The sequence below is a fragment of the Delftia sp. ZNC0008 genome (assembly GCF_000799035.1).
GTDB lineage: Bacteria > Pseudomonadota > Gammaproteobacteria > Burkholderiales > Burkholderiaceae_C > Comamonas > Comamonas tsuruhatensis.
Genome location: NZ_JTKZ01000844.1, coordinates 1 through 15,253, shown reverse-complemented (window position 1 = coordinate 15,253; position 15,253 = coordinate 1). Strand labels below are relative to the sequence as shown.

The following is a 15,253-nucleotide window of genomic DNA, read 5'->3' as shown; positions in this document are numbered from 1 at the left end:
CCGCGTCCCAGCGAACAGGCACCTGCGCCCCGCAGGCCCGGCGAGCCTGCACGCGAGCGGCGCAGGCGCGGCGGATGGGGGCTGGGCCTGGCGGTCGTCGTCGGACTGTGCATCGTCGCCGCGCTGCTGGCCGGCATGGTGCTGGTGGCGCGCGAGCAGGTACTGCGCAGCCAGGCGCCGCCCGTCACTGCCCCCATGGCGGTGCAGCCCGTGCGCTGATACACGCCGTATCATTGCCGGGACTGCGGACGCTGCGGCCCCGCAGGTTCCGACGTAATATCGCCGCCCGATGCTGCAGGCCGCAGCACAGATCCAGGAGCGAACACCATGAGATGGGAAGGCAACCGCGAGTCGGACAATGTGGAGGACCGCCGTGATGACGGTGGTGGTGGCGGTGGTGGTCCCGTCTTTGGCGGGCGCAGCATCGGCATCGGCACCATCGTCATCGCCTTGGTCGGTGGCTGGGTGCTGGGCATCAATCCGCTGACCATCCTGGGGGCGCTCAGCGGCGGCGCGCCGGTGCAGGTGCAGCAGCCCCAGGGGCCGGCCCACAAGCCGCCGGCCGACGACCAGCTCGCCCGCTTCGTCTCCACCGTGCTGGCCGATACCGAGGATGTGTGGCGCGAGGTGTTCCGCCAGGGCGGCGCCCAATATGCCGATCCCAAGCTCGTGCTGTTCCGCGGCGCCACGCCCACGGCCTGCGGCACGGGGCAGTCCGCCATGGGGCCGTTCTACTGCCCTGCCGACCAGAAGGTCTATATCGACCTGGGCTTCTACGAGACGCTCAAGAACCAGCTCGGCGCCCCCGGCGACTTTGCCCAGGCCTATGTGATTGCCCACGAGGTGGGCCACCACGTGCAGAACCTGCTGGGCATCAGCGCCCAGGTGGACCGTGCGCGGGGCCGCGTCAACAAGGTCGAATACAACCATCTGTCGGTCAAGCTGGAGCTGCAGGCCGATTGCCTGGCCGGCGTCTGGGCGAACCGCGCGCAAAGCGCACGCCAGATCCTGGAGCAGGGCGATGTGGAGTCGGCCATGAATGCCGCTTCCAAGATCGGCGACGACGCCCTGCAGCGCGCCGGTGGCGGCGCCGTCGTGCCCGACAGCTTCACGCATGGCACCAGTGCCCAGCGCCAGCGCTGGTTCAGCACCGGTCTGCGCACCGGCAGCGTCAAGTCCTGCGACACTTTCTCGGCCGCTTCGCTTTGAAAAATGCCCCCCGAGGGGCGCTTTCCCATCTCGAGGCGGCGGCCCGGCGATGAAAAAATGCCCGCATAGCGGGCCCTCGTACCGGGTTTTTGCGGGTTGCGCTCACGCAACGCCATGCTTGTCCAGGTGCCAATTGGCGTTATTGCAACGCACAAATCGCGCTAGGTGCGACAATAGCGTCCTCAATGACAAGCTCTTTCTCCAATCTCCAACTGGCCGAGTCCCTGGCGCGCGCCGTGGCCGACATGGGCTACGAGTCCATGACGCCCATCCAGGCGCAGGCCATTCCGGTTGTTCTGACCGGCAAGGATGTCATGGGCGCAGCCCAGACCGGCACGGGCAAGACGGCAGCGTTCTCGCTGCCGTTGCTGCAGCGGCTGATGCGCCACGAAAATGCCTCCGCTTCGCCTGCACGGCACCCCGTGCGGGCGTTGGTGCTTTTGCCCACGCGCGAACTGGCGGACCAGGTGGCTCAGCAGATCGCCCAGTACGCCAAGTACACCAAGCTGCGCAGCACCGTGGTGTTCGGCGGCATGGACATGAAACCGCAGACGCTGGAACTGAAAAAGGGCGTCGAGGTGCTGGTGGCCACGCCGGGCCGGCTGCTTGACCATATCGAAGCCAAGAACGTGGTGCTCAACCAGGTCGAGTACGTGGTGCTCGACGAGGCGGACCGCATGCTGGACATCGGCTTCCTGCCCGACCTGCAGCGCATCCTGTCCCATCTGCCCAAGACACGCACCACCTTGCTGTTCAGCGCCACCTTCTCGCCCGAGATCAAGCGCCTGGCCGGCAGCTACCTGCAAGACCCCGTCACCATCGAAGTGGCCCGTCCCAACGAGACGGCGTCCACGGTGGAGCAGCGCTTCTACAGCGTCAGCGACGACGACAAGCGCTATGCGCTGCGTTCGCTGCTCAAGCAGCGCGAGATCCGCCAGGCCTTCGTCTTTTCCAACAGCAAGCTGGGCTGCGCCCGCCTGACGCGTGCCCTGGAGCGTGATGGCCTGCGCGCAACGGCGCTGCACGGCGACAAGAGCCAGGACGAGCGCCTGAAGGCGCTTGAAGCCTTCAAGCGCGGCGAGGTGGATCTGCTGGTGTGTACCGATGTCGCGGCCCGCGGCCTGGACATCAAGGACGTGCCGGCCGTCTTCAACTACGACGTGCCCTTCAACGCCGAAGACTATGTGCACCGCATCGGCCGCACGGGCCGCGCAGGCGCCTCCGGCATTGCCGTGACCCTGGTGACCAACCACGATGCGCGCCTGGTGGGCGAGATCGAGAAGCTCATCAAGAAGAAGATCAACGTCGAAACCTGCCCCATGGAAGATTTCCGCGGCAGCGCGCCGCGTGGTCACCGTTTCGACGAGCTGCCGCGCCAAGGCGCTGGCGGCGGGTACGGTCGTGAACGGGATCGCGGCGGCGAGCGTGGCGATCGCGGTGCCGATGCCGCACGGGGCAGCACGGGCTTCGGCCATCGCGGCTCGCGCATGGCCCAGCGCCCGGCGCATTCCGACCCCTTCTTCGACAAGCCCTATGAGCCTTCGGCCAGCGCCGACGCCAACTGGGAAAGCCAGCGCGCTGCGCCCAAGGCCGGCGGCAACATCAAGCCCAAGCGCAAGCTGGCGGCGCTGTTCAAGGCACCGGTCGCGCCCGCCGCGCCTGTCGCCACCTCCGAGGTCTGAGCGCCGCACACGCGGCCTGCTTCCCGAATAACGCCTGCCTTGCAGGCGTTTTTTCATGGGTGCACGGGCTGCTCCCGATCAGCCTGGGGCCTGGGCCTGCGGGCAATCCACCTGGATCAGCTCCCTGTCCGCCAGATGGTCGCCGAAGCGCATCATGCTCAGGCAGCCACCCCAGACGCAGCCCGTGTCCAGCGCCACCAGATCGGGCCGGTTGATATGGCCCAGCGTGGACCAGTGGCCAAAGGCAATGGGCACGCCCGCCGTGGCGCGGCCCGGCACATCGAACCAGGGCATGAGTCCTGGCGCCGCCTGCTCTGCCGACTCCGTGCTGTCGAAATCCATGACCCCCTGAGCGCTGCAAAAACGCAGCCGGGTCAGCGCGTTGACGATGACACGCAGCCGTTCCCAGCCCTGCAGATCCGGCGACCAGCGATCGGGCTGGTTGCCGTACATGGCTTGCAGGAAATCCGGCAATTGCGCGCTGCGAAGTACCGTGTGCACCTCGCCTGCAAGGTCCATCACTTCCTGGGCGGTCCACTGCGGCAGCACGCCTGCGTGGACCATCAGCAGCTCATCGCCATGCACCGTGCGGTGGCTGCGCGCCAGCGGCTGCTGTCGCAGCCAGTCCAGCAACTGGTCACGATCGGGCGCTTGCAGCACCTGGGCCAAGGTGTCGCGGCGGCTGTTGCGGCGCACGCCGTGGGCGGCGGCCAGCAGGTGCAGGTCATGGTTGCCCAGCAGGGCGCGCATGGAGTCGCCGGCGGCCATGCAGGTGCGCAGTACCTTGTCCGATGCCGGGCCGCGATTCACCAGGTCGCCGAGGATGTACAAGGTATCGCGGCTGGCGGAGAAATCCACGCGTTGCAGCAGGCGCTCAAAGGCGTCGTGGCATCCCTGGATATCACCGATACAGTAAAGTGCCATGGTCTTCTTTCTGATATACGAACCATGGATTTTCTGCTGATCGCGTTGCTTACGCTGCTCAATGGGGTGTTTGCAATGTCCGAATTGGCACTGGCCTCCAGCCGCAAGGCTCGGTTGGTGGCACTGGCTGAAACAGGCGACAAGGGGGCGGTGGCGGCACTGGCCTTGCTCGACAACCCCACGCAATTTCTTTCTTCGGTGCAGGTGGGCATCACCTCCATCGGCCTGCTCAACGGTATCCTGGGTGAGGCGGCCTTCAGCGACGGACTGGCCGCATGGCTGCTGGGCCTGGGCGTTCCAGAGCGCGCAGCCAGCATTTCGGCAACGGCAGTCGTCGTGACCGTGATCACCTTCGTCACCATCGTTTTCGGCGAGCTGGTGCCCAAGCGCATCGGCCAGCTCTATCCCGAAACCGTGGCCATCGTGGTCTCACGGCCCATGACGTGGGTGGCGTCGGCAGCCAAGCCTTTTGTGCGGCTGCTGGCCTTCTCCACCCGCGCCATGCTGACCTTGCTGCGCATCAATGAATCGGCGGCACGCTCCGTGACCGAGGAGGAGATCGCGGCCAGCCTTGCCGAGGGCCGCGATGCCGGCGTCATCGAGGCCAGCGAACACCAGATGGTGCAGAACGTCTTCCATCTCGATGACCGCTCGCTGACGTCGATCATGGTGCCGCGCGGCGATGTGCAATGGCTGGATGCCGACATGACCGTCACCGAGGCATTGCAGGCCTCGGCCGATGACCACGCAAAGGGCGGCCATTCCTGGTATCCGGTGTGCCGCAATTCCCTTGATGACGTGGTCGGCATCATCAGCGTGGCGCGCCTGCTGGCATTGGGTCCCGATGCGGCGGGCTCCACGCTCTACGAGCATGTACTGCCGGCCTCGTTCCTGCCCGAGACGCTCAGCGCCATGGAACTGCTGGAGCAATTGCGTGCCCGATCCGGGCGCATGGTGTTCGTGGTGGATGAATATGGCGTGGTGCAGGGCATCATGACGCCGCGCGATTTGCTGGAGGCGATTACCGGCGAGTTACAGCCTGTGACCGAAACGGAAGCATGGGCCATGCAGCGTGGGGATGGCTCCTGGTTATTGGACGGGCTGATGCCCATATCGGAGCTGAAGGCGCGCCTCGATATTCGTGACCTGCCCGATGAGCACCGTGGCCGATACAACACCGTTGCCGGCCTTCTCATGGCGGAAAGCGGTCATTTGCCGGTTCTGGGAGAGCGGATCAGCTGCGCGGGCTGGATCTTCGAGGTGATTGATCTCGATGGCAAACGCATTGACAAGGTGCTTGCCATTTCGGAATTATCCGAAGGGTCCTCGCTGCAATAGGCAACTGCGATATTGTGGATTTTGCTTACATGCGTCTTGCCCTGTAGGGCGATTATGTTTTTATAATGAAAGCTCTTAAACAACTTTCAAGGCGCACACCATGAGCTCTTACAAGGAATTGCTGAAGCAGCGACAGGAACTGGAGCAACAGATCCAGGAAGCGCGCAAGCGTGAACTGTCTGACGCCGTGGGCAAGGTTCGCAATTTGATTGCCGAATATGGCCTGACTGCGGATGACGTCTTTCCTTCGGCTCGTGGTCGCGGCAATGCGGGTGCAACCGGCACCAAGGTGGCGCCCAAGTACCGTGATCCCGCCACTGGCCAGACCTGGACCGGACGCGGCAAGCCGCCGAAGTGGATTCAGAATCAGGACCGCGAAAAGTTCGTCATCTGATTTTTCCATCGCGCATGTTGAAAGAGCCCGCCTTGTGCGGGCTTTTTTCATTGGCACGGCCATTTGTCAAAAATTGACTCGGTTGAGAATGACTATCATGCGCTGTGCAAAGCGTGGGCCTGTGCACGGACATTGCGCGGCGGCCGATGCCAGGGTCGATTTCTGGCGGTAACGCAAAATGCACGGTGCCAGTGATGCACCTTGCGGCAGTTTGGAGCATGCGAGGTGGGTGTTTCCGGGTCTTGGCGTCTCAACGCATGGCGGATGCATGCGTGTTTCAGACAAATCCGATGATTTTTTGATTTTCTTCAGTGGTGGCCGACTTGAATATCCAGGCACCAGCCACCATGGGCGAAGGCAGGGGCACAATACGCGCATGAACAAGCAGGTGTTGATTGCCGGCGGCGGCATTGGTGGCCTGGCCGCCGCCATCGGTGCGTCGCGGGCGGGTTGGGAAGTGCGTCTTTTCGAGCAGGCGCCCGCGCTCAGTGAAGTGGGCGCCGGAATCCAGATCGGTCCGAATGTCGTGCGGCGGCTTCAGGCCTGGGGCCTGCAAAAACCGCTGCAGCAGGTGGTGGCATTGCCGGGCAGCCTGCGCGTGCGCAGCGCAGTCACCGGGCAGGAATTGGCGCATATGCCCTTGGGCAGCGAGTCCGTGCAACGCTATGGCGCGGCCTACGCCACCATCCACCGGGCCGATCTGCAGCAGCTGCTGAAGGAAGCCGCTCAGACTTATCCGGGCATGCACCTGAACCTGGGCCAGCCCATTGAAGGCTTTTCCGAAACGGACGGCGTGGTCACCGTGCGAACCCAGGCCGGCAAGCTGATCGAAGGCGATGCCCTGGTCGCTGCCGACGGCGTGCGCAGCGTCCTGCGCCAGCAGCTGCTGGGCGACGGCCCGCCGCGTGTCACCGGGCACCTGGCCTACCGCGCCCTGGTGCACCAGGCCCAGTTGCCCAAGCGGCTGCGGGCCACTGATGTCACGGCCTGGCTGGGCTCGCGCATGCATGCCATCCAGTACCCCGTGCGCCGGGGCGAGCTGCAGAACCTGGTGGTCATCGTCCAGGGCCCGGCGCCCGAGGACCTGGCGAACTGGGACCATGCGGGCAATCTCGATGATCTGGTGCGGGTGCTGCAGGGCAGCTGCCCGCACCTGCTGGACCTGGTCCAGCATGTGCCTGCCGCTGGCGGTGACTGGCGGCTGTGGCCGGTGGGGGACCGCCCGCCTGTGCAATCGGCCGCGCAGATGGCGCGCGGCGTGGTGGCGCTGCTGGGCGATGCCGCCCACCCCATGCGCCCCTATCTGGCCCAGGGCGCCGGCATGGCGATTGAAGATGCAGCGGAGCTGCAGCGCGCCCTGTCCATGCACGATCTCGACGTCAACATGCGCCTGCGCCGCTACGCGCTCAATCGCTGGCAGCGCAATGCGCGCGTGCAGGCGCGCTCGCAGCGCAATGGCCGCATCTTCCATGCCACGGGTCCGGTGCGCTGGGGGCGTGACCTGTCGCTGCGCCTGCTGGGCTCCCGGCTGATGGATCTGCCCTGGCTGTACCGTGGCGATGGCTCGGCCGCCAATGCCTTGTAGAGGCACAGACTCCGGCCGCTAGGCGGATGCCTGGCGCAGCAGCGGCGAGGAGGGCAGGAAACGGAACGCGGTTGACGCACCGACGAGGGTGGCTGCAATCGAGATCATCACGGCCTTGTAGGGCTCCACGCCCCAGGCCTCGGCCCAGGCCGCCACCCAGCCCGTGAACCATTGCACCAGGGCCACGCCCAGGAACATGGCCATGGTGAACAGCGACAGCGCGCGGCCGGTCATCTCGGGCGGGTAGGAAGCGCGCACATCGGCGTACTGCAGCACCGAATAGCCCGACAGCAGGCCCATGGCGAAGATCAGCGCCACATTGGTCCAGCCATGGTGCAAAAAGGCCATGAGCATGAACAGGCTGCCCATGAGCAGCGAGTAATTGGTGAGCCAGCGCCGGCGCCGTCCTGGGCCGGGGTCCATGCGCCCGAAAATCGCGGGGCTGAACAGCGAGATCATCGATACGATCAGCGCCACATTGCCGCTTTCCACCAGCGAAAAGCCATAGCGATGGATGAGCAGCGGCCCCAGCCAAAGGCCGCGCAGCGCCAGAAACGATGCATAGCAGGCCATGGCCAGCAGGACGATACCCAGCGTGTGCGGCAGCGTGAACAGCTCGGCCATGCGGCGTGCCGCCACGCCCCAGCTTTCCCGTGCGGCGGTCTGTGCTCCGCGGCGGGCGGGCTCGTGCACGCGCCACCAGATCAGCAGCCACGACAGGGCCGACATCACGGCCAGCAGCGCAAAGCCCGAGCGCCAGCCGAAATGCTGGACCAGCCAGGCCAGCGGCGTGCCTGTGAACAGCAGTCCCAAGCCGCCCACGCCCATGCCCACGCCCGACAGAAAGGCGAAGCGGTCCATGGGAAAGTGGCGCGAGATGAACATGGTGCAGGCCAGGAAGGCCGGCGAGCAGCCCACGCCGATCAGCAACTGGCCCACCATCAGCCAGCCGTAATTGGGTGCGGCGGCGGACAGTGCCGATCCCGCGATCGCCAGCGGAAACGACAGCAGCACCGTGCGGCGCAGGCCGTAGAGATCCATGCCGATGCCCATGAGCAGCTGGGCCACGCCGAAGGACAGGCCGAACAGGCCCGCAAAGGCCCCCAGCGACTGGGCCGTAAGCCCGAAATCCTGCTGCAGGCCGGTCGCCATGACCGAGGTCGTGGTGCGAAAGGCCTGGCTCAGCGCAAAGGCCGAGAGCAGGGCCAGCAGCATGGCCCACAGCAGCTGGCTGCGTGGCGGCGGTGCTGCGGTGGAGGTCTGCGAAGCCTCTGTGTGTGTGTTGTTGTGTGGGGGCTGTTGCGGCGCTGCGGACACGGTATTTCTCCTGGCGCCGCAGCTTACCCGTTTGCGCGCATGCGCGCTGTCGCCACCGCAGCGGTCTGCCGTCGGTGGCGCCCGCCAGTTCTTACAGCTCGGTGCGCAGCGCCCAGATTTCGGGGAACAGCACCACGTCCAGCATCTTGCGCAGGTAGCTGACGCCGCCGGTGCCGCCCGTGCCGCGCTTGAAGCCGATGACGCGCTCCACCGTGGTCAGATGGCGGAAGCGCCAAAGTCGGAAGGCGTCCTCGATGTCGGCCAGCTTTTCGCCGAGCTGGTACAGGTCCCAGTGCTGGTGGGGATCGCGGTAGACCGTGATCCAGGCCTGCTTGACGCCTTCGCTGGCCTCGTAGGGCTGGGTCCAGTCGCGCTCCAGCCGGTCGGCGGGCACCTCGATGCCCTCGCGCGCCAGCAGTTGCAGGGACACGTCGTAGAGCGAGGGCGAGCGCCATGCCGCCTCCACCTGGGCCAGCAGATCGGGCCGGTGGGCATGGGGCTGGAGCATGGCGGCATTCTTGTTGCCCAGGGAGAACTCGATGCAGCGGTACTGGTAGCTCTGGAAGCCGCTGGAGTTGGCCAGGTAGGGACGCATGGCCGTGTACTCGGGCGGCGTCATGGTGGACAGCACGGTCCAGGCGCTGACCAGTTGCTCCATGATGCGGCTGACGCGGGCCAGCATCTTGAAGGCGTCGGCGCGCGTGCCGCCTGCGATGGCGGCCGTGGCGGCGCGGACCTCGTGCAGCATCAGCTTCATCCACAGCTCGCTGGTCTGGTGCTGGATGATGAACAGCATCTCGTCATGCGCGGGCGACAGCGGGTGCTGGGCCGTGAGGATCTGGTCCAGGTGCAGGTAGTCGCCATAGCTCATGGACTGGCTGAAGTCCAGCTGGGCGCGCTCCTCTTTGACGATGGATTCGGTGCGGCCGGGGCTGTTCATGGGACAGCCGGAGTGTTCGGTGGTCATGTGGGAGTCTCGCAAGTCTCGATGCGGAAAATGCAGGGCGCAGCGTAACCGAATCCCGCGCAGCAATCCTGCGGCTTGCAAGAAGCGGGATGCGCGCCCGCGCCGGGCTGCGTAGAGTAGAGCATCCGATGACCCTGAAAGACATGCCGTGTCCCACCAAGCCATGAATCAAGCCAGCGATGCCCCTGCCAACCCCGCTGCCCTGGTGGCCCGATGCTGCCGCTGGCTGGAGACCGAGGAGCCGCCCCCCGCCCTGGGCGCGCTGGCAGAACGCTCGGGGCTGAGCCCCTGGCAGCTGCACCGATTGTTCAAGCAGGCCACGGGCCTCACGCCCAAGGCCTATGCCAAGGCGCACCGCGCGCGTGCGCTGCGCCAGGCGCTGCAGCCAGGCCAGAGCGACTCGGTCACCGATGCCGCCTACCTCAGCGGCTATGCGGCCAGCAGCAGTTTCTACCGCGACGCAGGCGCCATGCTGGGCATGGCGCCCGGCGACTACCGGCGCGGCGGCATGCGCCAGACCATCCGATTTGCGGTGGCCGAATGCACGCTGGGCAGCATCCTGGTGGCCAGCACCGATCGCGGCGTGTGCTGCGTGCTGCTGGGCGACGATGCCGAGGCCCTGGTCCAGGACCTGCAGCAGCGCTTTCCGCTGGCCGAACTGGTGGGCGGCGATGCCGGATTCGAGCACACCGTGGCCCAGGTCGTGGCCCTGGTCGAGCAGCCGCGCCGGGGCCTGGCACTGCCGCTGGATGTGCAGGGCACGGCCTTCCAGCAGCGCGTATGGCAGGCGCTGTGCGCCATTCCCGCCGGCCAGACCCTGAGCTATTCGGAACTGGCCCTGCGCCTGGGCATGCCCACGGGTGCCCGGGCCGTGGCCAGCGCCGTCGCGGCCAACCCCATTGCCGTGGCCGTGCCCTGCCACCGCGTGGTGCGCAATGACGGCAGCATCTCCGGCTACCGCTGGGGCGTGGAGCGCAAGCGCGCCCTGCTGCTGCGCGAGGCGCGCCAGGCGCAGGAGGCGGCTGGCAAGGACGCTGGGCACGCACCGCTGCGCCAGGCAGGAAGCGCATGAGCGGGCAGGGGCAGGGGCGAGGGCGTGGCACCGGCCAGACCTATCAGGCGCAGCAGCAACTGACGCTGCCGGCCGGCTACCGCATGACCGAGTTCTGGGGCTTTCACCGGCGCGATGCCCAGCGCCTGTCCGAATGCGATCTGCAGGATGGCGGCACCATCCGCATGCACAAGGGCCTGATGTGGAAAGGCCTTCCCACGCTGCTCACCCTGGAGCTGACGCAGCAGTGCGAAGAGGCGGCCGTGGTCCAGGCCCGATGGCACCTGCCCGCCGATGCGGGCGCAATCACCGGCATGGACGATGTGCTGGCCGCCATGCTGCGGCGCATGTTCGGACTGTCCCAGGATGTGGGGGAGTTCGAGCGCCGCTTTGGCCGCCATGAGCTGCTGGGACCGCTGCTGGCGCGCCAGCGGGGCCTGCATGTGCCCGCGGCCTGCACGCCCTGGGAGGCGCTGAGCTGGGCCGTCACCGGGCAGCAGATCAGCGTGGCGGCAGCCGTGTCGCTGCGCCGCCGCCTGATCGCTGCAGCCGGCCAGCCGGTGGCGCTGCACGATGGCCATGCCGACGCGCCGCAGCAGCTGTGGTGCATGCCGGAGGCCGCGCAGGTGGCGCAGCTGAGCGAGGACGACTTGCGCGCGGCCGGCTTTTCCCGAAGCAAGACCCATACGCTGCGCCTGCTGGCGCATGCCGTGCAGGCGGGCGAACTGCCGCTGGACGATTGGGCCGCCATGCCCGAGCTGCCCGCCAGCGAGATCAGCCGGCGGCTGCTGGCCCTCAAGGGCGTCGGCCCGTGGACCGTGAACTACATGCTGCTGCGCGGCTATGGCCACCTGGACGGCCCGTTGCACGGCGATGTGGCCGTGCGCCGCGCCTTGGCGCGGCTGCTGGAGACGGAATCCGTGGACGCCGCGCAGACCGAGTTGTGGCTGCGGGACTTCGCGCCCTGGCGCGCCCTGGTCGCGGCCCATCTCTGGGCCTCGCTGTCGTCGACGGCGTTCTGAAGGGCTGGCTCCAGGCTTCAGGTCACCGCATTGACGCGGTTGAACTCCGGCTTGCGCCATTCGCCCGATTCCAGCACCTGGCGCAGGTGCTCCACGGCATGCCAGACATCTTCGAATCCCACGTACAGCGGCGTGAAGCCGAAGCGCAGGATGTCCTTGTGCAGGCCCGTGCCGTCGCCCTTGCGGAAGTCGCCGATCACGCCGCGCGCGATCAGCGCCTGCACGATGGCATAGGCGCCGCTGTCCTTGCCGTCCACGCCCAGCCCCTCCTCGCGCGTGAGGCAGACCTGGGAGCCGCGCCGGCCGTGCTCGCGCGGCGTGGCCAGGCCCAGGCCGTGGCCCTGGCAGCGTTCCTCGACCAGGGCGATGAACAGGTCGGTCAGCGCCAGCGACTTGTTGCGCAGCGCGTCCATGCCGCCCAGCGGCTCCACGGCCGTGAACACGTCCAGGCCGCACTGCAGCACGCTCAGGCTGACCATGGGCTGGGTGCCGCACAGGTAGCGCTGTATGCCCTGGGCCGGGTGGTAGTCCGGCACGAACTTGAAAGGCTCGGCATGGCCGAACCAGCCCGACAGCGGCTGCCAGAAGCGGTTGATCAGGCGTGGATGGGCCCAGACAAAGGCCGGCGCACCGGGGCCGCCGTTGAGGTACTTGTAGCTGCAGCCGATGGCGAAGTCGGCATTCGCGCCCTTGAGATCGACAGGCACGGCGCCCGCGCTGTGGCACAGGTCCCAGACGCAGAGAATGCCCTTGCCCTGCGCGGCAGCCGTCACGGCAGCCATGTCGTGCATGGCGCCCGTGCGGTAGTTCACATGGGTGAGCATGCAGATGGCGACCTCGTCGGTCAGCGCATCGGCAATCTCCTCGGGTTCGAGCAGCACCAGCTCCAGGCCGTATTCCTGGCAGACCGACTGGGCGATGTAGAGGTCGGTGGGGAAGTTGCTGCGCTCGCTGATCAGGCGCTTGCGCTGCGGAGCGTCCTCGCGCGCGATGCGGGCCGCAGCCGTCAGCACCTTGTAGAGGTTGATGGAGGCCGTGTCGGTGAACACCAGCTCGCCCGCGCCCACGCCCAGCCAGGGGGCGAACTGGTCGCCCAGGCGCTGGGGCAGGCTGATCCATCCGGCATCGTTCCACGAGCGGATCAGGCCCTGCGCCCATTCCTGCTGCACCACCTCGGCCACGCGCGCGGCGGCGGCGCGGGGGCTGGCGCCCAGCGAATTGCCGTCAAGGTAGATCACGCCTTCGGGCAGCGTGAATTGGTCGCGCAGGGCGCGCAGCGGGTCTTGCGCATCGAGGGTGAGGCAGTCTTGCAGGCTCGTCACGGGGTCTCCTTGGGTATGGAAAAGGCGAAAGGCGAAAGGTGCGGCCCGGGAATCAGGCCAGGGCACGCAGCACGGCGCGCACGGGCGAGGCATCGGCCTCGACCAGCTTGAGCGGCAGGGCGATGAGCTCGTAGTCGCCCTCGGGCACCTCGTCCAGCACCAGGTTCTCCAGCACGCGCAGGCCGCGCCGGCGGATCACCTGGTGGCTGTCCAGGCTCTTGCTGCTGGCCGGGTCGATGCTGGCCGTGTCAATGCCGATGAGCTTCACGCCCAGGTCGGCCAGACGCTCGACCGTGGCCGGTGCATAGGCTGCCAGTTCCTGGTCCCAGGTGGCGGGGGCGCGCTCGTAGGTGCGCACCAGCACGCGTGCCGGAAGATGCTCCACGGCGTGGGCGATGTGCTCCCATTCGACCAGCGGTCCCTTGCCGATGGCGTGGATCACGCGGCAGGGGCCGAGGAAGGCGTCCAGGTCCACATGGCCAATGCTGGCGCCGTCCGCGTCATAGTGCAGCGGTGCATCGGCATGCGCTCCCACATGGGGCGACAGCGTGATGGCGCTGACATTGACCGGGCAGCCCGGCCCGATGGTGGCGCACCATTGCTGGCTGTAGGCCGTGTCGCCGGGAAAGACGGGGCTGGCGGCCTGCACGGCCGGGGAGATGTCCCAGAGTCTGCGGGTCATGGTTTCACTCCTTCGGGGCGGTTCGGGCGGCCTGTGCGCGCGGCCGGTACCACAGCGCATACACCAGGGCCAGCAGGCCCAGGAAGGGCAGGCCCGTGAGCAGCGTCATGTGGAAGACCTCGGTGAAATAGGTGGTGACGATCACGCCCAGCATCAGCGCGGCGCCGGCCAGTGTGAACAGCGGATAGCCCCACATGCGGAACTGCAGGCGCTGGCCCGGATGCTCGCGCGACCAGCGCGCGCGGAAAAACAGATGGGTCACGAAGATCATGAACCAGGTGAACATGGCGCCGAACATGGACACGGACATCATCCACAGCAGCGAGCCTTCGGGCTTCCACAGGTTCACGGCCACGGCCACGGCAATGCCCAGGCAGGAGATGGCAATCGCCGCCACGGGCACGCCGCGGCTGTTCAGCCGCCCGAACACCGAGGGCGCATAGCCGCCGCGCGACAGGCTGAACATCATGCGCGAGGTCACATACAGCTGGCTGTTCATGGCCGACAGCGCGGCCACCAGCACCACGAAGTTGATGATGCTGGCAGCGCCCGGGATGCCGATGATCTCCATCACCTTCACGAAGGGGCTCTTGTCCGTGCCGGCCTGCTGCCAGGGCACGATGGCCAGCATCAGCGCCAGCGTCAGCAGGTAGAAGATCACCAGGCGCGCCATGGTGGTGCGAAAGGCCCGGGTGATGGCGCGCTTGGGGTCCTCGGCCTCGCCCGCCGCCACGGCCACGGCCTCCAGGCTCAGGTAGCTGAAGATGGCGATGATCACGGCCACCCAGGTGCCCCACAGGCCCTTGGGGAAGAAGCCGCCATCGGCCGTGTAGTTGAAAAAGCCGATGCCCTGGGGCTGCGAGCCGAATACCACCCAGGCGCCGATCAGGATGAAGGCCACGATGGCGATGATCTTCACCATGGAAAAGCCGTACTCCACCTGGCCGAAGGCCTTGACGCTGCTGGCGTTGACGGCCACCAGCGCGCCCGAGAACACCACCACCCAGATCCAGCGCGGCACGTCGGGGAACCAGTAGCCCATGTAGATGCCTATGGCCGTCACCTCCATGCCCACGGCCAGCACCACGGCGGCCCAGTAGGCATAGCGGACCATGAAGCCGGCCATCGGGCTGATGTAGTGCTCGGCATAGGCGCCGAACGAGCCCGAGGTCGGATGGGCCACCGTCATCTCGGCCAGGCAGCCCATGAGCAGCAGCGAGATCAGCGCGCCGATGGCGTAGCTGACCAGCACGCTGGGGCCGGCGAAGCCGATGGCGAAGGCGCTGCCCATGAAAAGGCCGGTGCCGATGGCGCCTCCGATGGCGATCATCACCATCTGGGCGGCGGACAGCTGCTGGCGCAGGCCGGTTTCTCGTTGCTGAATGTCTTGGAAGGCGGCCATGGTGCGCGGCGGTTGGGGGCTGAAAGCGGAAGGCGTAAGTATCTGCGCTTTCACCGCCGGCCCCGGGCTGGCCGCTGCAAAACCATGGGAGGGTCCGGCTCAGGCTCCGCGTGCGTAGCAGCCCGGCGTCAGCGCATGGTGGGCCTTGAAGGCGCGCTGCAGGTGGGCCTGGTCGGCAAAGCCCATGGCATAGGCCGCATCGGACAGCGCCGCCCCCGTGGCCAGCAGGCGGCGCGCGCCGTTGATGCGCAGGTTCAGGCGGTAGCTGCCGGGCGTCATGCCCGTGGCCGCCTTGAAGCGGCGGATGAAGCGCGTGGCGCTCATGCCGCATTCCTGGGCCAGGGACTGCACGGTCAGG

General features: G+C 67.1%; 14 protein-coding genes and 1 pseudogene. 8 read left to right on the top strand and 7 right to left on the bottom strand.

Going from position 1 to position 15,253, the window contains the following annotated elements:
* The 3 genes and pseudogenes from L995_RS27105 to L995_RS27095 all read left to right on the top strand — a co-directional run.
* A pseudogene (locus L995_RS27105) lies at nt 1-219 on the top strand (hypothetical protein); the annotation flags it as partial.
* Between the two features lie 108 nt (nt 220-327).
* Nucleotides 328-1,209, top strand: a complete 882-nt coding sequence (gene ypfJ / locus L995_RS27100) for a KPN_02809 family neutral zinc metallopeptidase (RefSeq protein ID WP_047474453.1) — start codon at nt 328-330, stop codon at nt 1,207-1,209.
* A 185-nt stretch (nt 1,210-1,394) separates the two neighbouring features.
* Nucleotides 1,395-2,891 carry a DEAD/DEAH box helicase gene (locus L995_RS27095; RefSeq protein ID WP_016452606.1) on the top strand — a complete coding sequence of 499 codons (1,497 nt, stop codon included), beginning with the start codon at nt 1,395-1,397 and terminating at the stop codon, nt 2,889-2,891.
* Between the two features lie 78 nt (nt 2,892-2,969).
* On the opposite strand, the gene L995_RS27090 is transcribed toward L995_RS27095, so the two are convergent.
* A complete protein-coding gene (locus L995_RS27090; RefSeq protein WP_016449006.1) occupies nt 2,970-3,815 on the bottom strand; it encodes a symmetrical bis(5'-nucleosyl)-tetraphosphatase in 846 nt (281 codons plus the stop codon).
* 24 nt (nt 3,816-3,839) lie between these two features.
* Between L995_RS27090 and L995_RS27085 the strand changes: the two genes are divergently transcribed.
* From L995_RS27085 to L995_RS27075, 3 genes are all read left to right on the top strand, one after another.
* Complete coding sequence (locus tag L995_RS27085; RefSeq protein ID WP_016449005.1) at nt 3,840-5,153, top strand: hemolysin family protein; 1,314 nt, start codon at nt 3,840-3,842, stop codon at nt 5,151-5,153.
* A gap of 100 nt (nt 5,154-5,253) precedes the next feature.
* The gene (locus L995_RS27080; RefSeq protein WP_016449004.1) at nt 5,254-5,547 is read left to right on the top strand and encodes an H-NS histone family protein; all 294 of its coding nucleotides are present in this window, start codon (nt 5,254-5,256) and stop codon (nt 5,545-5,547) included.
* 376 nt (nt 5,548-5,923) lie between these two features.
* The gene (locus L995_RS27075) at nt 5,924-7,132 is read left to right on the top strand and encodes an FAD-dependent monooxygenase (RefSeq protein WP_047474452.1); all 1,209 of its coding nucleotides are present in this window, start codon (nt 5,924-5,926) and stop codon (nt 7,130-7,132) included.
* An 18-nt stretch (nt 7,133-7,150) separates the two neighbouring features.
* Here the strand turns inward: L995_RS27075 and L995_RS27070 are convergent, their stop codons facing one another.
* Nucleotides 7,151-8,449, bottom strand: a complete 1,299-nt coding sequence (locus L995_RS27070; protein ID WP_047474451.1) for an MFS transporter — start codon at nt 8,447-8,449, stop codon at nt 7,151-7,153.
* A gap of 91 nt (nt 8,450-8,540) precedes the next feature.
* Nucleotides 8,541-9,416, bottom strand: a complete 876-nt coding sequence (kynA, locus tag L995_RS27065; protein ID WP_034365327.1) for a tryptophan 2,3-dioxygenase — start codon at nt 9,414-9,416, stop codon at nt 8,541-8,543.
* Nucleotides 9,417-9,579: 163 nt separating this feature from the next.
* Between kynA and ada the strand changes: the two genes are divergently transcribed.
* Entirely contained in the window at nt 9,580-10,488 is a 909-nt protein-coding gene (gene ada / locus L995_RS27060) for a bifunctional DNA-binding transcriptional regulator/O6-methylguanine-DNA methyltransferase Ada (protein ID WP_017407564.1), read from the top strand.
* Nucleotides 10,485-11,489: a DNA-3-methyladenine glycosylase family protein gene (locus tag L995_RS27055; RefSeq protein WP_047474450.1), complete on the top strand. Its 1,005-nt coding sequence runs from the start codon at nt 10,485-10,487 to the stop codon at nt 11,487-11,489. Before ada ends, L995_RS27055 begins: the two co-directional genes overlap by 4 nt.
* Nucleotides 11,490-11,506: 17 nt before the next feature.
* On the opposite strand, the gene kynU is transcribed toward L995_RS27055, so the two are convergent.
* The 4 genes from kynU to L995_RS27035 all read right to left on the bottom strand — a co-directional run.
* The gene (kynU, locus tag L995_RS27050) at nt 11,507-12,811 is read right to left on the bottom strand and encodes a kynureninase (RefSeq protein ID WP_016452599.1); all 1,305 of its coding nucleotides are present in this window, start codon (nt 12,809-12,811) and stop codon (nt 11,507-11,509) included.
* A gap of 52 nt (nt 12,812-12,863) precedes the next feature.
* Nucleotides 12,864-13,493, bottom strand: a complete 630-nt coding sequence (gene kynB / locus L995_RS27045) for an arylformamidase (RefSeq protein ID WP_047325874.1) — start codon at nt 13,491-13,493, stop codon at nt 12,864-12,866.
* A 4-nt stretch (nt 13,494-13,497) separates the two neighbouring features.
* Entirely contained in the window at nt 13,498-14,895 is a 1,398-nt protein-coding gene (locus L995_RS27040) for an amino acid permease (RefSeq protein WP_016448996.1), read from the bottom strand.
* A gap of 99 nt (nt 14,896-14,994) precedes the next feature.
* The coding region (locus L995_RS27035) for a helix-turn-helix transcriptional regulator (protein ID WP_047474449.1) at nt 14,995-15,253 on the bottom strand (259 nt) is incomplete at its 5' end.